This is a genomic window from Bradyrhizobium sp. Kon69, from assembly GCF_055807515.1.
In genome coordinates this window covers 61,116-82,664 of record NZ_JBVVOS010000011.1, presented here as the reverse complement: position 1 = coordinate 82,664, position 21,549 = coordinate 61,116, and the positions used below count along the sequence as shown (strand labels likewise).

The window sequence follows — 21,549 nt, the reverse complement described above, 5'->3', positions numbered from 1 at the left end:
TACGGTCATGCCGGCCGTCAGCATCGGTTGGTTTCATGGCGTCCAAGCCCCTCCCGCCCGACAAACAGAAGCTCGCCGCGGAAGAGGCGGCCGAGCTCGACGACAAGCTCGTCCCCACCGTCAAGCCGGACCTCGAAGACGACGAGGACGACGAAGACGAGGAGGATGGCGGGCTGGAGCTCGATGACGACGATGAGGACGAGGACCTCGTCGTCTTTACCGCGCGCGAAGCCGCCGGCGCGCTCGCGACCATCCTGGGCTTCGTCAAACCCTTCCTGGTCAACTACAAGCAGATGCTGTCCTTCGTGGCGTTCGGCGTCTTCGTCGAGACGCTCTTCAACGTCATCATGCCGCTCAGCCTGAAGTACCTGATCGACGACGCGCTCGGCGAGGAGGATTTCCAGGCGCTGTACAAGATCCTCGGCGTGCTCGCGGTCGCGGGCATCTTCACCTCGATCGTCGCGGTCTGGTACGAACGCTGGGATGCGAGGCTCGCGGCGTGCATCATCTCCGACGTCCGCAAACGGCTGTTCGAGCACGTCCAGGACCTGCCGGCGGCCTATTTCGGCCGCACCAAGCGCGGCGAGATCCTGTCGCGCTTCTCTGTCGACCTCGCGGCCTTCGAGGGTTCGGTCAAGACCTTCGCCAACAGTGCGGCGTTGCCGTTCCTGGAGTTGATCGCGGGCATCATCCTGATGGTGTTCCTGAACTGGCAGCTCGCGGCGGTTGCGCTGCTGGTGTTTCCGATCACGCTGATCGGTCCCCGCATGCTCACACCGAAGGCTGTTCAGGCGAATTACGAGCAGAAGCTCAACGAGTCCGCGCTGCTCGGCATGGTGCAGGAGAACGTGGCGGCGCAGGCCGTGATCAAGGCGTTCAGCCTGCAACGCCGGATGTTCGGGTTCTTCACCTTTCGCAACGACGAGACGCGAAACAAGATGGCCTCGGCGGCGTTCCTGTCGACCATGGTGGAGCGGACGGTCACCATCTCGGTGCTGCTCCTGCATCTCGTCGTGCTCGCGATCGGCGCGTATCTGGCGACCAAGGGTCAGATCACCATCGGCACCTTCGTCACCTTCGAGAGCGCGTTCTGGGAGGTGTCCTACAACATCGCCCATGTGATGCATTTCATCCCCGTGTCGATCTCCGCGGCAGCCGCGATCCGTCATATGCAGGAGCTGCTCGACGAGCCTACGCGCAGCGCCGATCGTGCCGGCGCGCCCGATCTGCCGCGCATCACCAACGACATCACCTTCGACCACGTGACCTTCCAGTACGAAGGCAGCCAGACGCCGGTGCTGGACAATCTCAGTCTCAAGCTCAGTGTCGGCAAGCGCATTGCCATCGTCGGTCCCTCGGGCTCCGGCAAGAGCACGCTGCTGAATCTGATCCTGCGGCTCTACGTGCCTGACGAGGGGCGCGTCACCATCGACGGCGTCGACGTCCGCAAGGTGACGCTGGATTCGCTGCGCCGGAGCATGGCGGTGGTGTTCCAGGAGAACATGCTGTTCAACATGTCGATCCGGGAGAACATCCGGCTCGGCAAGGAGGGCGCGACCGACGAGGAAGTGGAGGAGGCGGCCAAGAAGGCCGAGATCCACCGCTACATCATGAGCCTGCCGCAAAGATACGACACGCCGGTGGGCGAGCGCGGCGATACCTTGTCGGGCGGCCAGCGCCAGCGCATCGCGATCGCGCGCGCGGTCATCCGTAATCCCTCCGTGCTGCTGCTGGACGAAGCCACTTCGGCGCTCGACCAGACCACGGAAGCCGCGATCAACCGCACGCTGCTGAAGGTTGCCAAGGGCCGCACCATGATCTGGTCAACCCACCGTCTGACCTCGGTGGTTGAGATGGACGAGATCATCGTGATTTCAGGGGGCAGGGCGATCGAGCGCGGCTCTCATGCCGAACTGCTCGCCAAGAACGGCACTTATCGCAAGCTGTGGAACGACCAGATCCACCAACCGCATGGCGCGCCAGCTCACGTCGACGAGGACAGCGACGATGACGAGGATGAAGACGAGCTCGACGAGGACGATGACGAGGAGTGACCGAGGAAGTTCGGCTCCAGATCGAAGGCTCCTGCAAGCGGCCGCAATAGCCCCTGAACCGACCAGGCAATGAAGCGTGCCCAGCGCTGCGCCGTCCAATAGGGGCTCGTCGCAATCGAGACCGAGCGGAAGTCGAACGCCTTCGCCGTCGACCAATCGTCGCACGCCCGCTTGACCGGATCTGCGTAGAAGGTGGCGATCTTGCTTGTATCCATCCCGTCGGAGGCCAGCCATCGCGGGATGTAGCGGTTGCAGAGCCGCTCGACGTCGGTGAAGACCTTGTCGCACCCTGTGCCGGCGGCCGGGCAGGAGGTCGAGAAGGCATCGCCCACCAGCACGAGGCCGGGTTGGCCGCTTGCATCGTTCACATAGAGATCGACCGGGCGGATTTTCAGTTCACCGGGAATGTCGAATGGTCCGGTGATGCGCTTGAGCCGTGGCAGCGCGGCGTTCAGCGTCTCGGCGGGCGCGCGGCGCAGCTCAAGCAGCCAGGGATCGTCGAAGCTGCGGTAGACGAACAGATTGGCGCGCATCCGGGTCCCGATCGGAAAAAGCGTGAGGTAGGGGATGCGGTCGCTCGGCCGTTCCGAGAAATAGGTCAGCGCCGGGAAGTCGAACGAGTCCCGTCCCGCGGGCATCACGTCGAACCCGACCGAAATCGAATGGCAGGCACTGACGACTTTTCGCGAAATTCCCAGCTGGTGGCGCAGGCCGACGTTGAGGCCGTTGGCGAGCACGACCAGCCGGGCGGAGACCATCTCGTCGTTGGAGAGAGTGACCTTCTGCCGCTCCGCACTTGTCTCGACCAAGACGGCCTTGGCGCAGATGCGCTCGACGCCGGCAGGAATTTCGTCGCGGACAGCGTTGACGAGGGAATCGTAGAGGATGTTGAACTGTCGGCTCGGCGCCTTGTCGAGCAGGCGGCCGAAGCGCGCGATCCAGTTCTCACCCACGAAGGTCGCGCGCCGCAGCACCGATTCGGCGATTCCCGTCTGCAGGAATCGCCCGACCTGCACGTGACCGCTGAGTTTTTCGACACGAAAGTCCGCCGAATAGCTCTCATGCGGATCGATCAGAATGGTCGAAATGCCGCTACCGCCGAGCATCGCGGCGGCGGTTGAGCCGGACAATCCCCCGCCGATAATGGCAATGTCGGTGTACCGCATGGTGCTAATCTCTGCCCAAGGCGGCACATTGGCGCTCCAACCGGAAAGAAAGCCTTAGCCAAAGGTTACAAAAGTATATTTAACCCGGGTATAAATTGGATTCGAGGTGGCGGAACGCGCTCTTCGTTTCCATCTCGCGAAGGTGCAGCGAGCGGCCCGTGAAGCGATTTCGGCAGGCGCGGGAAGCGCTTCTGACTGACGTTTCGCCTTGACTTGACCGACTCCCACTTATAGAACCCCCTCACTTAACGACAGGCGGTGAGCATCGCCAACGTCGGAACGGGCCACCTGTTTGATCCCCTGGGATCGCCAAGACAGGCACCAACCTCGACGAATGCCGCTCAAACGCTGTCGATCATAGCTAGGCAATGCCAGTGCGATTTTAGGTCTCGTGAGCATGTTCTCTCGAGATCGAATTCGGATGCATGACCTCGGTGCGAGGACCGCAGCTTCAAGCTGACCGGTTCAACTACTGCGGTCCTCTGTGGCGTCGAAGCGCTTTCCGCCCGTTGATGGGTGGTTGGCGCGATTTCGCTTTGTGCGGATTGTTCCGCGCAAGACGGCCTCGTCGGGCGGGTAGCTCGAAAGAATTTGCGGACCCGGCGACGGGCCGCGGCAGAACACAAAGGGTAATGCCAGGATGCCGACGATCAACCAGCTGATCGCTCAACCGCGGGAAGTGCAGAAGTCGCGCAAGAAGGTGCCGGCACTGCAGCAGTCGCCGCAGAAGCGCGGTGTTTGCACGCGCGTTTACACCACGACCCCGAAGAAGCCGAACTCGGCGCTTCGTAAGGTTGCCAAGGTGCGCCTGACCAACGGCTTCGAGGTGATCGGCTACATCCCCGGTGAGGGCCATAACCTCCAGGAGCACTCGGTGGTCATGATCCGCGGCGGTCGCGTCAAGGACTTGCCCGGCGTGCGCTATCACATCCTCCGCGGCGTTCTGGATACCCAGGGCGTCAAGAACCGTAAGCAGCGCCGTTCGAAGTACGGCGCCAAGCGTCCGAAGTAAGCGGGAACCAGGTCCATGTCTCGTCGCCATTCTGCCGAAAAGCGCGAAGTCCTTCCCGATCCGAAGTTCGGGAACATCATCGTCACGAAGTTCATGAATTCGGTGATGTACGCCGGAAAGAAGTCGGTCGCCGAAGGCATCGTCTACGGCGCGTTCGGCCTCATCGAAAGCAAGACCAAGCAGAACCCGCTCGGCGTGTTCGAGCAGGCACTCGAGAACGTCATGCCGACGATCGAAGTGCGCTCCCGCCGCGTCGGCGGCGCGACCTATCAGGTCCCGGTCGAAGTTCGCTCGGTGCGCCGTCAGGCGCTGGGCATTCGCTGGCTGATCTCGGCTGCGCGCGATCGCAACGAGAAGACGATGACCGAGCGGCTCTCCGCGGAGCTCCTGGACGCGTCGAACAACCGGGGTAACGCCGTCAAGAAGCGCGAAGACGTGCACCGGATGGCGGAAGCCAACCGCGCCTTCTCGCACTATCGCTGGTAACGGCGACACACGGAATCTAAGGAACACTCCATGCCCCGCGTTCATGCCATAGAGAACTACCGTAACTTCGGTATCATGGCGCATATCGATGCCGGCAAGACCACGACCACCGAGCGCATCCTCTATTACACCGGCAAGAGCCACAAGATCGGCGAAGTGCACGAAGGTGCCGCGACGATGGACTGGATGGAGCAGGAGCAGGAGCGCGGCATTACGATTACCTCGGCCGCGACCACCGCGTTCTGGGAAGGCAAGCGTCTCAACATCATCGACACTCCCGGCCACGTCGACTTCACCATCGAAGTCGAGCGCAGCTTGCGCGTGCTCGACGGCGCCGTGTGCGTGCTCGACTCGAACCAGGGCGTCGAGCCTCAGACCGAGACGGTCTGGCGCCAGGGCGACAAGTACAAAGTTCCGCGCATCGTCTTCGCCAACAAGATGGATAAGACCGGCGCCGACTTCTACAAGTGCATGCAGGACATCGTCGACCGCCTCGGCGCGAAGCCGATCGCGATCCAGCTTCCGATCGGCTCCGAGAACAACTTCAAGGGTCTGGTCGATCTCGTTCGTATGAAGGGCGTGGTCTGGGAAGAAGAGAAGCTCGACGCCAAGTTCGTCGACATCGATATTCCCGAGGACATGGTCGAGAAGGCCAAGGAATATCGCGAGAAGCTGTTGGAAGCCGCCGTCGAGCTCGACGACGAAGTTCTCGCCGCTTACCTCGACGGCAAGGAGCCCGACGAGGCGACGTTGAAGCGCTTGATCCGCAAGGCCGTGCTGACTGGCGCGTTCTTCCCGGTATTGTGCGGCTCGGCGTTCAAGAACAAGGGCGTGCAGCCTTTGCTCGACGCGGTCGTGGATTATCTGCCGTCGCCGGTTGACGTGCCCGCCATCAAGGGCGTCGACGAAGACGGCAACGAAGTCGTTCGCCTGCCGGACGACAAGGAGCCGCTGGCTCTGTTGGCCTTCAAGATCATGGACGACCCGTTCGTCGGCACCATCACCTTCTGCCGCATCTATTCCGGCACGCTGCTGTCGGGCACCGGCGTCATCAATTCCACGCGCGACCGCAAGGAGCGCATCGGCCGCATGTTGCTGATGCATGCGAACAACCGCGAAGACATCAAGGAAGCCTATGCCGGCGACATCGTTGCACTGGCTGGCCTGAAGGAAGCGCGCACCGGTGACACGCTGTGCGATCCCGACAAGGCGGTGATCCTCGAAAAGATGGAATTCCCCGAGCCGGTCATCGAGATCGCGATCGAACCCAAGTCCAAGGCCGACCAGGAAAAGCTCGGCGTGGCGCTGGCGAAGCTCGCTGCAGAGGATCCGTCCTTCCGCGTGTCGACCGACCAGGAGTCCGGCCAGACCATCCTCAAGGGCATGGGCGAACTCCATCTCGACATCAAGGTCGACATCCTCCGCCGCACCTACAAGGTCGATGCAAACATCGGCGCGCCGCAGGTGGCGTTCCGTGAGCGCGTCACCAAGAGGGCCGAGGTCAAGTACACTCACAAGAAGCAGACCGGCGGTACCGGTCAGTTCGCGGAAGTGTCGATCGTGGTCGAGCCGAACGAGCCCGGCAAGGGCTACGAGTTCGAGTCCAAGATCGTCGGCGGTGCGGTTCCGAAGGAATACATCCCCGGCGTCGAAAAGGGCCTCAACAGCGTGATGGGCTCTGGTGTCGTCGCGGGCTTCCCCGTGGTCGACGTCAAGGTTCAGCTCGTCGACGGCAAGTATCACGACGTCGACTCGTCGGCGCTCGCCTTCGAAATCGCATCGCGTGCTGCATTCCGCGAAGCCTTGCAGAAGGGCAAGTCCGTCCTGCTCGAGCCGATCATGAAGGTCGAAGTGGTGACCCCGGAAGATTACACCGGCTCCGTCATCGGCGACCTGAATTCCCGGCGCGGTCAGATCCAGGGTCAGGACATGCGCGGCAACGCCAACGTCATCAACGCGATGGTGCCGCTCATGAACATGTTCGGTTACGTGAATAACCTGCGCTCGATGAGCCAGGGTCGCGCAACCTTCACCATGCAGTTCGACCACTACGCAGAAGCGCCGGCCAACGTGTCGGCAGAAGTCCAGAAGAAGTTTGCCTGATTGTCGTCGGTCTCGAACTGACGATTGAACGGAGAGTCAAATGGCCAAAGCAAAGTTTGAACGTAACAAGCCGCACTGCAACATCGGCACCATTGGTCACGTCGACCATGGCAAGACGTCGCTGACCGCGGCGATCACCAAGGTCCTCGCCGAAGCCGGCGGCGCGACGTTCACCGCGTACGACCAGATCGACAAGGCGCCGGAAGAGAAGGCGCGCGGTATCACGATCTCGACGGCGCACGTCGAATACGAGACCAAGAACCGCCACTACGCGCATGTCGACTGCCCCGGCCACGCCGACTACGTGAAGAACATGATCACCGGCGCCGCCCAGATGGACGGTGCGATCCTGGTCGTGTCGGCCGCTGACGGTCCGATGCCGCAGACCCGCGAGCACATCCTGCTCGCCCGCCAGGTCGGCGTTCCCGCGCTCGTCGTGTTCCTCAACAAGTGCGACATGGTCGACGATCCGGAACTGCTCGAGCTCGTCGAGCTCGAGGTCCGCGAGCTGCTCTCGAAGTACGAATTCCCGGGCGACACCATCCCGATCATCAAGGGCTCGGCGCTTGCCGCCCTCGAGGATTCCGACAAGACGCTCGGCCATGACGCCATCCTCGAGCTGATGAAGCAGGTCGACGCCTACATTCCGCAGCCGGAGCGTCCGGTCGACCTTCCGTTCCTGATGCCGGTTGAAGACGTGTTCTCGATCTCGGGCCGCGGCACCGTCGTGACCGGCCGTGTCGAGCGCGGCATCGTCAAGGTCGGCGAGGAAATCGAGATCGTCGGTCTGCGCGCCACGCAGAAGACCACGGTCACTGGCGTCGAAATGTTCCGCAAGCTGCTCGATCAGGGCCAGGCCGGCGACAACATCGGTGCGCTGCTTCGCGGTACCAAGCGCGAGGACGTCGAGCGCGGCCAGGTGCTGTGCAAGCCGGGTTCGGTCAAGCCGCACACCAAGTTCAAGGCTGAGGCTTACATCCTCACCAAGGAAGAGGGCGGCCGTCATACCCCGTTCTTCACCAACTACCGTCCGCAGTTCTACTTCCGCACCACCGACGTGACCGGTGTCGTGCATCTGCCGGAAGGCACCGAGATGGTGATGCCGGGCGACAACATCGCGATGGAAGTGCACCTGATCGTGCCGATCGCGATGGAAGAGAAGCTCCGCTTCGCGATCCGCGAAGGTGGCCGTACCGTCGGCGCCGGCGTCGTCGCCTCGATCATCGAGTAATTACGAGAACAGGGATCGGCGAATAGCGAATGTGACATTCGCTATTCGCTATTCGCCACCCCACTGAAGAAAGACCACGGCAATGAACGGCCAAAACATTCGTATCCGTCTCAAGGCGTTCGACCATCGTATCCTCGATACGTCGACCCGCGAGATCGTGAACACGGCGAAGCGCACCGGCGCGCAGGTCCGCGGACCCATTCCGCTGCCCACCCGCATCGAGAAGTTCACCGTCAACCGTTCGCCGCACGTCGACAAGAAGAGCCGCGAGCAGTTCGAGATGCGCACTCACAAGCGCCTGCTCGACATCGTCGATCCGACCCCGCAGACCGTCGATGCTTTGATGAAGCTCGACTTGGCCGCCGGTGTCGACGTCGAGATCAAGCTCTAAGATTTTTGGATCACGTTCGCCACTAGCGGACAGAAAGAACAGGAAGCACGCCGATGCGCTCCGGAGTGATCGCACAAAAGGTCGGGATGACGCGGGTCTTTACAGAGGCCGGCGAACATATCCCCGTGACCGTGCTGAAGCTCGGCAATTGCCAGGTCGTAGGCCACCGCACCGAAGAGAAAAACGGTTATGTCGCGCTCCAGCTTGGTTCTGGCAGCCGCAAGACCGTGTACATGCCCAAGGCGGAGCGCGGCCAGTTCGCGGTCGCGAAGGTCGAGCCGAAGCGGCAGGTCGAGGAATTCCGCGTCTCCGCGGATCAGATGATCCCCGTCGGTGCCGAGATCCTGGCCGACCACTTTGTCGTCGGTCAGTTCGTCGACGTCACCGGTACTTCGGTCGGTAAGGGTTTTGCCGGCGGTATGAAGCGCTGGAACTTCGGCGGCCTGCGCGCCACCCACGGCGTCTCGGTCTCGCACCGTTCGATCGGTTCGACCGGTGGCCGTCAGGACCCGGGCAAGACCTGGAAGAACAAGAAGATGCCCGGTCACATGGGCGTCGACCGCATCACCACGCTCAACCTTCGGGTCGTTCAGCTCGATGTCGAGCGCGGTCTGATCCTCGTCGAAGGCGCCGTTCCCGGTTCCAAGGGCGGCTGGATCCGCGTGCGCGACGCCGTCAAGAAGCCGCTGCCTAAGGAAGCTCCGAAGCCCGGCAAGTTCAAGGTTGCTGGCGAAGCGGACGCTGCTCCGGCTGCGCAGGAGGCGTGAGATGGAATTGAAGGTCACCACCCTCGAAGGTAAGGAAGCCGGCTCGGTCCAGCTTTCCGACACCATTTTCGGCCTCGAGCCGCGCCAGGACATCATTGCACGTTGCGTGCAGTGGCAGCTCAACAAGCGCCAGGCCGGTACGCACAAGGCCAAGGGCCGCGCCGAGATCTGGCGCACCGGCAAGAAAATGTACAAGCAGAAGGGTACCGGTGGTGCTCGTCACGGCTCGGCTCGCGTGCCGCAGTTCCGCGGCGGTGGCCGTGCCTTCGGTCCGGTGGTGCGTTCGCACGCTACCGACCTGCCGAAGAAGGTCCGTGCGCTCGCTCTCAAGCATGCGCTCTCGGCCAAGGCCAAGGACGGCGATCTCATCGTGATCGACAAGGCCGCGCTGGAAGCCGCCAAGACCAAGGCGCTGCTCGGTCATTTCTCCGGTCTGGGGTTGACCAACGCGCTGATCATCGACGGCGCCGAGCTCAACAACGGCTTCGCCGCTGCAGCCCGCAACATCCCGAACATGGACGTGCTGCCGATCCAGGGCATCAACGTCTATGACATCCTGCGCCGTCGGAAACTTGTTCTGACCAAGGCCGCCATCGATGCGCTGGAGGCGCGCTTCAAATGACGAAGAACATCGAGCCTCGCCATTACGACGTGATCCTGTCGCCGGTCGTGACCGAAAAGGCCACGATCGCCTCGGAGCACAACAAGGTGCTGTTCAAGGTGGCCGCGAAGGCGACCAAGCCGCAGATCAAGGAAGCGATCGAGAAGCTGTTCGACGTCAAGGTCAAGAGCGTCAACACGCTGGTCCGCAAGGGCAAGACCAAGATCTTCCGCGGCAACCTCGGCTCGCAGTCGAACTCCAAGCGCGCGATCGTGACTCTCGAAGAGGGTCACCGGATCGACGTGACCACCGGTCTGTAAGGTCGTAAGACGATGGCACTGAAGACATTCAATCCCACGACGCCGGGCCAGCGCCAGCTGGTCATGGTCGATCGTTCGGCCCTCTACAAGGGCAAGCCGGTCAAGGCGCTTACCGAAGGCAAGCACTCCTCTGGCGGCCGCAACAACACCGGTCGCATCACCGTGCGCTTCCGCGGCGGCGGTCATAAGCGGACGTTGCGTACCGTCGATTTCAAGCGTGACAAGGTCGATGCGCCCGCGACGGTCGAGCGGCTGGAATATGATCCGAACCGCACCGCGTTCATCGCGCTGGTCAAGTACGAAGACGGCACCCAGGCCTATATCCTGGCGCCGCAGCGCCTGGCAGTCGGTGATTCCGTCGTCGCCGGCAACTACGTCGACGTGAAGCCGGGCAATGTCATGCCGCTCGGCAACATGCCGGTCGGCACGATCATCCACAATATCGAGGTCAAGATCGGGAAGGGCGGCCAGCTCGCCCGTTCCGCGGGCACCTACGCCCAGCTCGTCGGTCGCGACCAGGACTACGTGATCGTCCGCCTGAACTCGGGCGAACAGCGCCTGGTGCACGGCCGTTGCCGCGCCACGATCGGCGCGGTGTCGAACCCGGATCACATGAACACGTCGATCGGCAAGGCCGGCCGCAACCGTTGGCTGGGCCGCAAGCCGCACAACCGCGGTGTTTCGATGAACCCGATCGACCATCCGCACGGCGGTGGTGAAGGTCGTACCTCGGGCGGTCGCCACCCGGTTACTCCGTGGGGCAAGCCGACCAAGGGTAAGAAGACCCGCTCGAACAAGTCGACCAACAAATTCATTCTCCTAAGCCGCCACAAGCGGAAGAAGTAAGGAACGCCGGACATGGTTCGTTCAGTCTGGAAAGGCCCGTTCGTCGAGGGTTCTCTGCTCAAGAAGGCAGATGCCGCGCGCTCGTCCGGCCGTCACGACGTCATCAAGATCTGGAGCCGTCGCTCGACGATCCTGCCGCAGTTCGTCGGCCTGACCTTCGGCGTCTACAACGGTCAGAAGCACGTGCCGGTGGCGGTCAACGAGGAAATGGTCGGTCACAAGTTCGGCGAGTTCTCGCCGACCCGGACCTTCCATGGCCACTCCGGGGACAAGAAAGCCAAGAAGGCTTGAGGATTAAACGATGAGCAAACCTAAGCGCGAACGGAGCCTCGCCGAGAACGAGGCCAAGGCGGTCGCCCGGATGCTGCGGGTGAGTCCGCAGAAGCTCAACCTGGTCGCCCAGCTCATTCGCGGCCGGAAGGCGGCTGCTGCGCTCGCCGACCTGCAGTTTTCGCGCAAGCGGATCGCGGTTGACGTGAAGAAGTGCCTGGAATCGGCTATTGCCAACGCCGAGAACAACCATGACCTCGACGTCGACGATCTCGTCGTGGCGCAGGCCTTCGTCGGCAACGGCCTCGTGATGAAGCGCTTTGCCGCCCGCGGCCGTGGCCGTTCGGGCCGTGTCTACAAACCATTTTCACAGCTGACGATCATCGTTCGTCAGGTCGAAGCCGCAGCAGCGGCTTAAGGGACGCAGGAGAACACGATGGGTCAAAAGATCAATCCGATCGGTCTGCGTCTCGGCATCAACCGGACCTGGGATTCCCGCTGGTACGCGGGCAAGCAGGAATACGGCAAGCTGCTGCACGAGGACGTCAAGATCCGCGAGATCCTGCACAAGGAGCTCAAGCAGGCGGCCGTCGCCCGCATCGTGATCGAGCGTCCGCACAAGAAGTGCCGCGTCACCATCCACTCGGCTCGTCCGGGCGTGGTGATCGGCAAGAAGGGCGCCGACATCGACAAGCTGCGCAAGAAGGTCGCGGACATCACCGCGTCCGACGTCGTCATCAACATCGTCGAAATCCGCAAGCCGGAGCTCGATGCGACGCTGGTGGCCGAGTCGATCGCGCAGCAGTTGGAGCGCCGCGTGGCGTTCCGCCGCGCCATGAAGCGCGCCGTGCAGTCGGCGATGCGTCTCGGCGCGGAAGGCATCCGCATCAACTGCTCCGGACGTCTGGGCGGCGCGGAAATCGCCCGCATGGAGTGGTACCGCGAAGGTCGCGTGCCGCTGCACACGTTGCGCGCAGACATCGACTACGGCGTTGCGACCGCGTTCACGACCTTCGGCACCTGCGGTGTCAAGGTCTGGATCTTCAAGGGTGAGATCCTCGAGCACGATCCGATGGCCCAGGACAAGAGAATGGCCGAAGGTGAGACTGGTGGCGGCGGCGATCGCGGCGGCCGGCAGCGCCGTGACAACGCTGCGGCCTGACGCCAGCACAGAGAATTTGAGGGCTTGAAGCCATGATGCAACCTAAGAAAACGAAGTTCCGGAAAGCGCATAAGGGCCGTATCCACGGCGTTGCGTCTTCGGGCGCGACGTTGGCCTTCGGCCAGTTCGGTCTGAAGGCGACCGAGCCTGAGCGCGTCACCGCGCGCCAGATCGAAGCCGCCCGCCGCGCGCTGACCCGCCACATGAAGCGCGCCGGCCGCGTCTGGATCCGCATATTCCCCGACGTTCCCGTGTCGAAGAAGCCTGCCGAAGTCCGCATGGGTTCCGGCAAGGGCGCGCCGGAATTGTGGGTCGCGCGCGTCAAGCCGGGCCGGGTGCTATTCGAGATCGACGGCGTCAACACCCAGACGGCGCGTGAAGCGCTGACCCTGGCGGCAGCCAAGCTGCCGATCAAGACGCGCTTCGTCGAGCGCATTGCGGAGTAATGGCCATGGCCCAGATGAAAATCGAAGACATCCGCGCATTGAGCCCCGATCAGCAGGATGACGCCATCCTGAACCTGAAGAAGGAGCGCTTCAACCTGCGCTTCCAGCGCGCCACCGGGCAGCTCGAGAACACCTCGCGCCTGCGCGAGGCCCGCCGTGACATCGCCCGGATCAAGACCGTCGCCGCGCAGACGCGCGCGAAGAAGAAGTAAGAGGCTTACGAAGATGCCGAAACGTACTTTGCAGGGCGTGGTCGTCAGCGACAAGCAAGCCAAGACCATCGTGGTGCGCGTCGATCGCCGCTTCACGCACCCGATCTACAAGAAGACGATCCGCCGTTCGAAAAACTACCACGCGCACGACGAGAGCAGCGAGTTCAAGCCGGGCGACATGGTGTGGATCGAGGAATCGAAGCCGATTTCGAAGTTGAAGCGCTGGGTCGTGATCCGGGGCGAACACAAGAAAAGCGCCTGATCTGTTGGCTTTAGCCGACTGACTTCAGGTAAATGTTGAGCGCCGGCTGGGCTGGCGCAAAGAGAAGAGGACGAGGTGCATCAATGATTCAGATGCAGACCAACCTCGACGTGGCCGATAATTCTGGCGCACGCCGTGTCATGTGTATCAAGGTGCTCGGGGGCTCCAAGCGCCGCTACGCCACGATCGGCGACATCATCGTTGTCTCGATCAAGGAAGCAATTCCGCGTGGCAAGGTGAAGAAGGGCGACGTGATGAAGGCCGTCGTGGTGCGCGTCCGCAAGGACATCCGCCGCGCCGACGGTTCGGTCATCCGCTTCGACCGCAACGCCGCCGTTCTGATCAACAATCAGTCCGAGCCGGTCGGTACCCGTATCTTCGGGCCCGTGCCGCGCGAGCTGCGCGCCAAGAACCACATGAAGATCATCTCGCTCGCGCCGGAGGTGCTGTGATGGCTGCGAAGATCCGCAAGGGCGACAAGGTCGTCGTGCTGACCGGCCGCGACAAGGGCCGCACCGGCGAGGTGTTCGAAGTGCGTCCCGACGCCGGTACGGCGCTGGTGCGCGGCATCAACATGGTCAAGCGTCACCAGAAGCAGACGCAGGCCCAGGAGGGCGGCATCATCTCGAAAGAGTCGCCGATCCAACTGTCCAACATCGCGTATGTCGGCAAGGACGGGAAGCCGACCCGCGTCGGATTCAAGATTCTGGCGGACGGCAAGAAGGTCCGCATCGCCAAGAGCTCGGGAGCTGAGATCGATGGCTGAGGCCGCTTACACGCCGCGCCTGCGCGCGGAATACGACGCGAAGATCCGGACGGAAATGACCGAGAAGTTCGGTTATGAGAACGTCATGCAGGTTCCGCGCCTGGACAAGGTCGTGCTGAACATGGGCGTTGGCGATTCCGTCAACGACCGCAAGAAGGCGGAGAACGCCGCTGCGGAATTGACCCAGATCGCCGGCCAGAAGGCGATCGTGACCTATTCGCGCGTCGCGATCGCGACCTTCAAGTTGCGTGAGAACCAGCCGATCGGCTGCAAGGTCACGCTGCGCAAGGCCCGCATGTACGAGTTCATCGATCGCCTGGTGACGGTCGCGCTGCCGCGCGTCCGCGACTTCCGCGGCTTGAACCCGAAGAGCTTCGACGGCCGCGGCAACTACTCGCTCGGCCTCAAGGAACACATCATTTTCCCTGAGATCGACTTCGACAAGGTCACGGAATCCCGCGGTATGGACATCACCGTCTGCACCACGGCCAAGACCGACGACGAGGCGAGGGCCTTGTTGACCGCTTTCAATTTCCCGTTCCGGCAGTGAGACGCTGACCTAAAGCCTCTCAAACGCGGATACCCAGGAGCCAAACATGGCAAAGAAGAGTTCAGTCGAGAAGAACAACCGGCGCAAGCGGATGACGAAGAACGCCGCCCCGAAGCGCGAGCGGTTGAAGGCGATCATCGCCGACAAGACGTTGCCGATGGAGGAGCGGTTCGCCGCGACCCTGAAGCTGGCGGAAATGCCGCGCAACTCGTCGGCGACCCGCATCCGTCTGCGTTGCGAGCTGTCGGGCCGTTCGCGCTCGAACTATCGCTTGACTAAACTGTCCCGCATCGCAATGCGGGACCTTGGCTCCAAGGGCATGGTCCCGGGCCTCGTGAAGTCCAGCTGGTAAGGAGGGTCGTTTAGATGTCTACGCACGATCCAATCAGCGATCTGATCACCCGCATCCGCAACGCGCAGATGCGCTCCAAGAACAAGGTCTCCACGCCTGGCTCGAAGATGCGCGAGAACGTGCTCGAGGTGCTGAAGAGCGAAGGCTACATCCGCGGTTACGCCACGCTCGAGCACTCCTCGGGCCGCAGCGAGATCGAGATCGAGCTGAAGTATTTCGACGGCGAGCCCGTTATCCGCGAGATCGAGCGTGTCTCCAAGCCCGGGCGCCGCGTTTACGCCTCGGTGAAGAACCTGCCGCGGGTCAATAACGGACTCGGCATTTCGGTGTTGTCGACCCCGAAGGGAATCATGGCTGACCACAGTGCGCGTGAAGCGAACGTGGGCGGCGAAGTTCTCTTCACGGTGTTCTGAGAAGGATTTTTGATCCATGTCACGTGTTGGCAAAAGGCCGGTAGCGGTGCCGTCGGGTGTGACCGCGACCGTCGACGGGCAGACCGTCAAGATGAAGGGGCCGAAGGGCCAGCTTCAGTTCGTCGTCCATAACGACGTCGAGGTGAAGCTCGACAACGGCCAGGTCAAGGTGAACCCCCGGGTCGAGACCAACCGCGCGCGGGCCCTGTACGGGACCGCTCGCGCCCAGGTCGCGAATCTGGTCGAAGGCGTCACCAAGGGTTTCGAGAAGAAGCTCGAAATCACCGGCGTCGGTTACCGCGCCGCGCTGCAGGGCAAGAACCTGCAGCTCGCGCTCGGCTACAGCCACGATGTGGTCTACGCGATCCCGGAAGGGATCACGATCACCGTGCCGAAGCCGACGGAGATCACGGTGACCGGCAGCGACATTCAGCGCGTCGGCCAGGTCGCCGCCGAGATTCGCTCCTATCGTCCGCCGGAGCCCTACAAGGGCAAGGGCGTGAAGTATGTTGGCGAATTCATCTTCCGCAAGGAAGGCAAGAAGAAGTAACGGAGCCGGTCATGTCGAAAGCCAAGGTTACGAATGCCCGGCGCAAGCGCAGTGTACGTCTGAAGCTGCGCCGCTCGGGTGGCGGCCGTCCGCGCCTGTCGGTGTTCCGCTCGTCCAAGCACATCTACGCCCAGGTCATCGACGACCTGAAGGGCGAGACGCTGGCCTCTGCCTCGTCGCTCGAGAAGTCGATGCGCGATGGCGGCAAGACCGGCGCCGACATCGATGCGGCGAAGGCGGTCGGCAAGCTGCTAGCCGAGCGCGCCGCCGAGAAGGGTGTCAAGGAAGTCGTGTTCGATCGCGGCAGCTATCTCTATCACGGGCGCGTCAAGGCTCTTGCCGACGCGGCGCGTGAGAGCGGGCTGAGCTTCTAACAGAATTTGAGGATTGAGGCGTAAGCCTCTGAAGGACTGGAAAAACCATGGCAGAACGCGAACAACGTGGTGGACGCGATCAACGCGGCGGCGGACGTGAACGCAGGGAAGAGCGCGACAGCGAGTTCGTCGACAAGCTCGTCCACATCAATCGCGTCGCCAAGGTCGTCAAGGGCGGCAAGCGCTTCGGTTTCGCAGCGCTGGTCGTGATCGGCGACCAGAAGGGCCGCGCCGGCTTCGGTCACGGCAAGGCGCGCGAAGTGCCCGAGGCGATCCGCAAGGCAACCGAATCCGCCAAGCGCAACCTGACCCGCGTGTCGTTGCGCGAGGGCCGCACGCTGCATCACGACATCGCCGGCCGTCATGGCGCGGGCCGTGTTTACCTGCGCGCAGCTCCGGCCGGTACCGGGATCATCGCCGGCGGTCCGATGCGCGCCGTGTTCGAGACGCTCGGCGTCCAGGACGTGGTTGCGAAGTCGATCGGCTCGTCGAACCCGTACAACATGGTTCGCGCGACCTTCGATGCGCTGAAGCATCAGGATTCGCCGCGCTCGGTCGCTGCCCGCCGCAACATCAAGGTGTCCACCCTCCAGTCCCGCCGTATCGGTGGCGACGCCGAGGCGGTTGCCGAATAACGGAAGCTTTTCGGAGTAGACGCCCATGGCCAAGAGTGCCGTTACGACCGCAAAGACGATCAAGATCGAGCAGACCGGCAGCGCGATCCGCCGCCATCACTCGCAGCGCTCGACGCTGATCGGGCTCAAGCTCAACAAGATCGGCCGCACCAGCGAACTGCCGGACACCCCGGCGGTGCGCGGCATGATCTTGAAGGTTCACCATCTCGTTCGCATCGTCGACGAGAAGTAAGCAAAGGCGCACGATCCCGAAGCGGAGACCCGTTTTCGGTGAAGGTCATGCGCAAGAAACAAGGAGCAGGGCGATGAAGCTCAGCGATATCGCCGACAATGCCGGCTCACGCAAGAAGCGTATGCGCGTCGGCCGCGGCATTGGTTCGGGCAAGGGCAAGCAGGCCGGCCGCGGTGGCAAGGGCCAGACCGCGCGTTCGGGCGTGCGCATCAAGGGTTTCGAAGGCGGCCAGATGCCCTTGCATCGCCGTCTGCCCAAGCGCGGCTTCAACAACATCTTCCGTATCGAGTTCGCCGAGATCAATCTCGACCGGCTCCAGGACGCGGTCGATGCCAAGAAGATCGACGCCGGCAGCGTCGTGAACGTCGAATCGCTGGTCAAGGCCGGCGTGCTGCGCCGCGCCAAGGGCGGCCTGCGGCTGCTCGGCCGCGGCGAGTTCAAGGCCAAGCTCAACATCGAAGTGCACGGCGCCTCGAAGACCGCGATCGCGGCAGTCGAGAAGGCCGGCGGCTCGGTGAAGATCCTCGCGCCTGCCAAGGAAGAAGGCGAGGCGGCGTAACAACTGCGTCATCGGCCCGCGGCTCGCGGGCCTTTACGCATGCGGGACGATGGACTTATCGAAGCCGTAGCCCCAGATAATGTCCGGTGTCCGGTATAATGTAGCCCGGCCGCGGGCATAACGGCGCAAAAGGCGGCGGGAGAAAGTCCAAGATGGCCTCTGCAGCGGAACAACTGGCAGCCAATCTCAATTTCGGTGCGTTTGCCAAGGCCGACGAACTGAAGAAGCGCATCTGGTTCACCCTGGGTGCGCTGCTCGTTTATCGGCTCGGGACCTACATCCCGCTGCCCGGCATCGATCCCAACATCTGGGAGCAGGTATTCCGCTCCCAGGCGGGCGGCATCCTCGGCATGTTCAACATGTTCGCCGGCGGCGGCATTCACCGCATGGCGATCTTTGCGCTGAACATCATGCCGTACATCTCGGCCTCCATCATCATCCAGCTCCTGACCACCGTCTCGCCGCAGCTCGAAGCGCTGAAGAAGGAAGGCGAGTCCGGCCGCAAGCTGCTGAACCAGTACACCCGCTATCTCACGGTGATCCTGGCCGCGTTCCAGTCCTACGGCATCGCGGTGGGCCTGGAAGGCGCCGGCAACGTCGTCAGCGACCCCGGCATGTTCTTCCGTCTGTCGACGGCGATCACGCTGACCGGCGGCACCATGTTCCTGATGTGGTTGGGCGAGCAGATCACCTCGCGCGGCATCGGCAACGGCATTTCCCTGATCATTCTCTCCGGCATCGTCGCCGAGCTGCCGGCGGCGCTCGCCAACATGCTCGAGCTCGGCCGTCAGGGTGCGATGTCGACCGGCCTGATTCTCGTCGTGATCGTCATGGCGGTGGCCGTGATCGCGTTCATCGTGTTCGTGGAGCGCGCCCAGCGCCGCCTCTTGATCCAGTATCCGAAACGCCAGGTCGGCAACAAGATGTTCGAGGGGCAGTCCTCGCATCTGCCGCTCAAGCTCAACACCTCGGGCGTGATCCCGCCGATCTTCGCGTCCTCGTTGTTGCTGCTGCCGACCACGGTTGCGAACTTCAACGCGGGCAGTGGGCCGGAATGGTTCCAGTGGATCAACACCCAGCTCGGCCACGGCCGTCCGCTGTTCCTGATCATGTATCTGGCGCTGATCGTGTTCTTCGCCTTCTTCTACACCGCGATCGTGTTCAATCCGACCGAGACTGCGGACAATCTGAAGAAGCACGGCGGCTTCATTCCGGGTATCCGTCCGGGCGAGCGCACCGCGGAATATATCGACTACGTGCTGTCGCGCATCACCGTGCTCGGCGCGGTCTATCTGGCGATCGTCTGCTTGATTCCGGAAATCCTGATCTCCTACGCCTCGGTGCCGTTCTACTTTGGCGGCACTTCGCTGCTGATCGTCGTCAGCGTCACCATGGACACGGTGGCGCAGGTGCAGGGCTATCTCCTGGCGCATCAGTACGAAGGTCTGATCCGGAAGTCGAAGCTGCGCGGCCGGCGCCGTTAAGCGCGGCGTCCTCTCGGGCGGCGCAATTGCGCCGCCGATTCGCCGCGCGTGCAACGCGCGGCACCTGCGGGAGCGGCCAGCCAGCCATCCGGTGGCATCGGCAGAGCCACTCGCACTGAAGCGCAATCACTGATCTCAAAGGCTTCTTGGCGTCCGGCCATTTGCTCCCCTATGATATGGGTAGCGGTGCGGCGCTGATTATGATTTGCACTGTAACTGGACTTCAAAACACAGGTGCGCGACGTATCGCGCACCAATCGGGGGGCGTACGCCGATGAGAATTATACTTCTGGGGCCGCCGGGATCGGGCAAGGGCACCCAGGCGCAGCTGCTGGTGCAGCGCTATGGCATCGTCCAGCTCTCGACCGGCGAGATGTTGCGTGCGGCGGTGGCGGCCGGAACGCCGGTCGGTCTCAAGGCCAAGGAGATCATGGCCAGCGGCGGTCTCGTGCCCGACGATGTCGTGGTCGGAATCATCTCCGATCGAATCGATCAGCCGGATGCCAAAAACGGTTTCATCCTCGACGGTTTCCCGCGCACCGTGCCGCAGGCCGAGGCGCTGGATGAGCTGCTCAAGCACAAGCACCTCAAGCTCGATGCCGTGATCGAGCTCCGCGTCAACGAGAGCGCGCTCCTGAATCGCGTCGAGACTCGCGTCGCCCAGATGCGCGAGCGCGGGGAGGAAGTCCGACTCGACGACACCCCGGAGGTCCTGACCAAGCGGTTAGCCAGCTACCGCAACCAGACGGAACCGCTGATTCACTACTATTCCGAACGGCGGAAGCTCTCGACCATCGACGGCATGATGGCCATCGACGAGGTCACCCGCGCCATCCATCGCCTGCTCCTGGCGCTTGGGGCGGTCGAGCCCAAGACGCACGGCAAGACTCATGGTAAGGCCCCCGCCCGGCGCGCGGCCAAGGCGGCCCCGGCCAAAAAGGCCAAGGCGGCGAAGAAATCGGCCAAAAAGGCCGCCAAATCCAGGAAAGCGACCAAGAAGGCCGTGAACGGTCCCAAGAAGGCGGCCAAGAAAGCCGTCAAGAAAACCGTGAAGAAAAAGGCAGCCAAAAAGACCGCCAAAAAGGCTGTCAAGAAAGGTGCCAAAAAGGCCGCAAAAAAGGTCACGAAAAGGCGAGCTAAGCGCTAGCAGCGGTTGACGAAAGCCCCCTGAATCCCCTAATAAGCCCCGCATCCAAGTCGGATAGTTTCAAACGATGCCGGGCCCCAGGAAGACCAGGGGTGGGCGTCGTGTTCGCGTTTGTGAACACCTGCCCGAGAAACCAAGCACTTAAAGCGCGATTCCTGACGAGGAATCGGCGACAGGAGAGAAGGCCGTGGCCCGTATTGCCGGCGTGAACATCCCGACCAACAAGCGCGTGCTGATCGCGCTCCAGTACATCCATGGCATCGGCCAGAAGATCGCCGGTGAGATTCTGGACAAGGTGAAGATCCCGGTGGATCGTCGCGTCAATCAGCTCAGCGACGCCGAAGTGCTCCAGATCCGCGAAGTGATCGACCGCGACTATATGGTCGAGGGCGATCTGCGTCGCGAAGTCGGCATCAACATCAAGCGTCTGATGGATCTCGGCTGCTACCGCGGCCTGCGCCATCGTCGCGGTCTGCCGGTGCGTGGCCAGCGTACCCACACCAATGCGCGTACGCGCAAGGGTCCGGCCAAGGCCATCGCCGGCAAGAAGAAGTAAGTTTTCGCATCCAATCATGGCGTGTGGCGACCCGGGGATGACCCGTTCGCCACGCGCCTTTCGTTCCACAGGTGTAGCCGCTGGCATTACGGCGGCGTTTGAGATCTTCAGGAAAGGTAGTCTATGGGCAAGGAAGCCACCCGCGTTCGTCGTCGTGAGCGCAAGAACATCGCCTCCGGCGTCGCGCATGTGAACTCGTCGTTCAACAACACGACCATCACCATCACCGACGCGCAGGGCAACACCATTGCCTGGTCCTCCGCCGGCACGATGGGCTTCAAGGGCTCGCGCAAGTCGACCCCGTATGCCGCACAGGTTGCCGCCGAGGACGTGTCGAAGAAGGCGCAGGAGCACGGCATGCGCACGCTCGAAGTCGAAGTCGCCGGTCCCGGTTCGGGCCGCGAATCGGCGCTCCGGGCGCTCCAGGCCGCGGGCTTCACCGTCACCTCGATCCGCGACGTGACCACGATCCCGCACAACGGTTGCCGTCCCCGCAAGCGTCGGCGCGTTTGATACCAGATTGCGGGCGCATCGGCGCCCGCAATGACTTTTTGCAAAGCCGTGGAAATGATCCGCGGCCTTTCTCCAACGCCAGTGCCTGC

At 62.7% G+C, this 21,549-nt stretch carries 31 protein-coding genes; 30 read left to right on the top strand and 1 reads right to left on the bottom strand.

What is annotated here, in order from left to right; translation table 11 throughout:
* Window positions 1-35 precede the first annotated feature (35 nt).
* On the top strand, window positions 36-2,054 hold the full coding sequence (locus tag AC0L3U_RS16570; RefSeq protein WP_473362422.1) for an ABC transporter ATP-binding protein: 2,019 nt from the start codon (window positions 36-38) through the stop codon (window positions 2,052-2,054).
* On the opposite strand, the gene AC0L3U_RS16565 is transcribed toward AC0L3U_RS16570, so the two are convergent.
* The gene (locus AC0L3U_RS16565; protein ID WP_473362421.1) at window positions 1,985-3,220 is read right to left on the bottom strand and encodes an FAD-dependent oxidoreductase; all 1,236 of its coding nucleotides are present in this window, start codon (window positions 3,218-3,220) and stop codon (window positions 1,985-1,987) included. The two genes, AC0L3U_RS16570 and AC0L3U_RS16565, sit on opposite strands and share 70 nt — an antisense overlap.
* A 640-nt stretch (window positions 3,221-3,860) precedes the next feature.
* Here AC0L3U_RS16565 and rpsL point away from each other — a divergent pair.
* The 29 genes from rpsL to rpsK all read left to right on the top strand — a co-directional run bounded on the left by rpsL (window position 3,861) and on the right by rpsK (window position 21,460).
* A complete protein-coding gene (gene rpsL, locus AC0L3U_RS16560) occupies window positions 3,861-4,232 on the top strand; it encodes a 30S ribosomal protein S12 (protein WP_007603006.1) in 372 nt (123 codons plus the stop codon).
* Window positions 4,233-4,247: 15 nt separating this feature from the next.
* The gene (gene rpsG, locus AC0L3U_RS16555; protein ID WP_007603009.1) at window positions 4,248-4,718 is read left to right on the top strand and encodes a 30S ribosomal protein S7; all 471 of its coding nucleotides are present in this window, start codon (window positions 4,248-4,250) and stop codon (window positions 4,716-4,718) included.
* 30 nt (window positions 4,719-4,748) lie between these two features.
* A complete protein-coding gene (fusA, locus tag AC0L3U_RS16550) occupies window positions 4,749-6,821 on the top strand; it encodes an elongation factor G (protein WP_027518591.1) in 2,073 nt (690 codons plus the stop codon).
* 40 nt (window positions 6,822-6,861) lie between these two features.
* Complete coding sequence (gene tuf, locus AC0L3U_RS16545; RefSeq protein WP_018456453.1) at window positions 6,862-8,052, top strand: elongation factor Tu; 1,191 nt, start codon at window positions 6,862-6,864, stop codon at window positions 8,050-8,052.
* Between the two features lie 82 nt (window positions 8,053-8,134).
* A complete protein-coding gene (gene rpsJ, locus AC0L3U_RS16540) occupies window positions 8,135-8,443 on the top strand; it encodes a 30S ribosomal protein S10 (protein ID WP_002712302.1) in 309 nt (102 codons plus the stop codon).
* A gap of 53 nt (window positions 8,444-8,496) precedes the next feature.
* Window positions 8,497-9,210, top strand: a complete 714-nt coding sequence (gene rplC, locus AC0L3U_RS16535; RefSeq protein ID WP_007603016.1) for a 50S ribosomal protein L3 — start codon at window positions 8,497-8,499, stop codon at window positions 9,208-9,210.
* 1 nt (window position 9,211) lies between these two features.
* Window positions 9,212-9,832: a 50S ribosomal protein L4 gene (rplD, locus tag AC0L3U_RS16530; RefSeq protein ID WP_007603018.1), complete on the top strand. Its 621-nt coding sequence runs from the start codon at window positions 9,212-9,214 to the stop codon at window positions 9,830-9,832.
* Window positions 9,829-10,131 carry a 50S ribosomal protein L23 gene (locus AC0L3U_RS16525; protein ID WP_007603019.1) on the top strand — a complete coding sequence of 101 codons (303 nt, stop codon included), beginning with the start codon at window positions 9,829-9,831 and terminating at the stop codon, window positions 10,129-10,131. Before rplD ends, AC0L3U_RS16525 begins: the two co-directional genes overlap by 4 nt.
* A 12-nt stretch (window positions 10,132-10,143) precedes the next feature.
* Window positions 10,144-10,977 carry a 50S ribosomal protein L2 gene (gene rplB, locus AC0L3U_RS16520; RefSeq protein ID WP_007603020.1) on the top strand — a complete coding sequence of 278 codons (834 nt, stop codon included), beginning with the start codon at window positions 10,144-10,146 and terminating at the stop codon, window positions 10,975-10,977.
* Window positions 10,978-10,989: 12 nt separating this feature from the next.
* The gene (gene rpsS, locus AC0L3U_RS16515) at window positions 10,990-11,268 is read left to right on the top strand and encodes a 30S ribosomal protein S19 (protein ID WP_007603021.1); all 279 of its coding nucleotides are present in this window, start codon (window positions 10,990-10,992) and stop codon (window positions 11,266-11,268) included.
* Window positions 11,269-11,278: 10 nt separating this feature from the next.
* On the top strand, window positions 11,279-11,665 hold the full coding sequence (gene rplV, locus AC0L3U_RS16510; protein WP_007603022.1) for a 50S ribosomal protein L22: 387 nt from the start codon (window positions 11,279-11,281) through the stop codon (window positions 11,663-11,665).
* A gap of 18 nt (window positions 11,666-11,683) precedes the next feature.
* Window positions 11,684-12,409, top strand: a complete 726-nt coding sequence (rpsC, locus tag AC0L3U_RS16505) for a 30S ribosomal protein S3 (protein ID WP_007603023.1) — start codon at window positions 11,684-11,686, stop codon at window positions 12,407-12,409.
* A gap of 32 nt (window positions 12,410-12,441) precedes the next feature.
* Window positions 12,442-12,855 carry a 50S ribosomal protein L16 gene (gene rplP / locus AC0L3U_RS16500; protein ID WP_007603024.1) on the top strand — a complete coding sequence of 138 codons (414 nt, stop codon included), beginning with the start codon at window positions 12,442-12,444 and terminating at the stop codon, window positions 12,853-12,855.
* Between the two features lie 5 nt (window positions 12,856-12,860).
* A complete protein-coding gene (gene rpmC / locus AC0L3U_RS16495; protein ID WP_007603026.1) occupies window positions 12,861-13,067 on the top strand; it encodes a 50S ribosomal protein L29 in 207 nt (68 codons plus the stop codon).
* Window positions 13,068-13,080: 13 nt separating this feature from the next.
* Window positions 13,081-13,329: a 30S ribosomal protein S17 gene (rpsQ, locus tag AC0L3U_RS16490; RefSeq protein ID WP_279662106.1), complete on the top strand. Its 249-nt coding sequence runs from the start codon at window positions 13,081-13,083 to the stop codon at window positions 13,327-13,329.
* 83 nt (window positions 13,330-13,412) lie between these two features.
* Entirely contained in the window at window positions 13,413-13,781 is a 369-nt protein-coding gene (gene rplN / locus AC0L3U_RS16485; RefSeq protein ID WP_007603030.1) for a 50S ribosomal protein L14, read from the top strand.
* Window positions 13,781-14,095 (top strand): 50S ribosomal protein L24, encoded by a 315-nt coding sequence (gene rplX, locus AC0L3U_RS16480; RefSeq protein WP_007603031.1) that lies wholly within the window; start codon window positions 13,781-13,783, stop codon window positions 14,093-14,095. Before rplN ends, rplX begins: the two co-directional genes overlap by 1 nt.
* Window positions 14,088-14,645, top strand: coding sequence for a 50S ribosomal protein L5 (rplE, locus tag AC0L3U_RS16475; protein ID WP_007611607.1), 558 nt, complete (start codon window positions 14,088-14,090; stop codon window positions 14,643-14,645). The genes rplX and rplE overlap by 8 nt, the downstream gene beginning before the upstream one ends.
* 46 nt (window positions 14,646-14,691) lie before the next feature.
* On the top strand, window positions 14,692-14,997 hold the full coding sequence (gene rpsN / locus AC0L3U_RS16470; RefSeq protein WP_456769434.1) for a 30S ribosomal protein S14: 306 nt from the start codon (window positions 14,692-14,694) through the stop codon (window positions 14,995-14,997).
* Between the two features lie 14 nt (window positions 14,998-15,011).
* A complete protein-coding gene (rpsH, locus tag AC0L3U_RS16465) occupies window positions 15,012-15,410 on the top strand; it encodes a 30S ribosomal protein S8 (protein WP_007603034.1) in 399 nt (132 codons plus the stop codon).
* Window positions 15,411-15,426: 16 nt separating this feature from the next.
* The gene (gene rplF, locus AC0L3U_RS16460; protein WP_007603035.1) at window positions 15,427-15,960 is read left to right on the top strand and encodes a 50S ribosomal protein L6; all 534 of its coding nucleotides are present in this window, start codon (window positions 15,427-15,429) and stop codon (window positions 15,958-15,960) included.
* Window positions 15,961-15,971: 11 nt separating this feature from the next.
* Window positions 15,972-16,334: a 50S ribosomal protein L18 gene (gene rplR / locus AC0L3U_RS16455; protein WP_007603036.1), complete on the top strand. Its 363-nt coding sequence runs from the start codon at window positions 15,972-15,974 to the stop codon at window positions 16,332-16,334.
* 47 nt (window positions 16,335-16,381) lie between these two features.
* Window positions 16,382-16,969: a 30S ribosomal protein S5 gene (gene rpsE / locus AC0L3U_RS16450; protein WP_007603037.1), complete on the top strand. Its 588-nt coding sequence runs from the start codon at window positions 16,382-16,384 to the stop codon at window positions 16,967-16,969.
* A 25-nt stretch (window positions 16,970-16,994) separates the two neighbouring features.
* Entirely contained in the window at window positions 16,995-17,201 is a 207-nt protein-coding gene (gene rpmD / locus AC0L3U_RS16445; protein WP_007603038.1) for a 50S ribosomal protein L30, read from the top strand.
* Window positions 17,202-17,274: 73 nt separating this feature from the next.
* On the top strand, window positions 17,275-17,760 hold the full coding sequence (gene rplO / locus AC0L3U_RS16440) for a 50S ribosomal protein L15 (RefSeq protein ID WP_007611602.1): 486 nt from the start codon (window positions 17,275-17,277) through the stop codon (window positions 17,758-17,760).
* Between the two features lie 152 nt (window positions 17,761-17,912).
* Window positions 17,913-19,244, top strand: a complete 1,332-nt coding sequence (gene secY, locus AC0L3U_RS16435; RefSeq protein WP_027518585.1) for a preprotein translocase subunit SecY — start codon at window positions 17,913-17,915, stop codon at window positions 19,242-19,244.
* 274 nt (window positions 19,245-19,518) lie between these two features.
* A complete protein-coding gene (locus AC0L3U_RS16430; RefSeq protein WP_473362420.1) occupies window positions 19,519-20,391 on the top strand; it encodes an adenylate kinase in 873 nt (290 codons plus the stop codon).
* Window positions 20,392-20,578: 187 nt separating this feature from the next.
* Window positions 20,579-20,947: a 30S ribosomal protein S13 gene (gene rpsM, locus AC0L3U_RS16425; RefSeq protein WP_027518583.1), complete on the top strand. Its 369-nt coding sequence runs from the start codon at window positions 20,579-20,581 to the stop codon at window positions 20,945-20,947.
* A gap of 123 nt (window positions 20,948-21,070) precedes the next feature.
* Window positions 21,071-21,460 (top strand): 30S ribosomal protein S11, encoded by a 390-nt coding sequence (gene rpsK, locus AC0L3U_RS16420; protein WP_007603045.1) that lies wholly within the window; start codon window positions 21,071-21,073, stop codon window positions 21,458-21,460.
* Window positions 21,461-21,549: the final 89 nt, after the last annotated feature.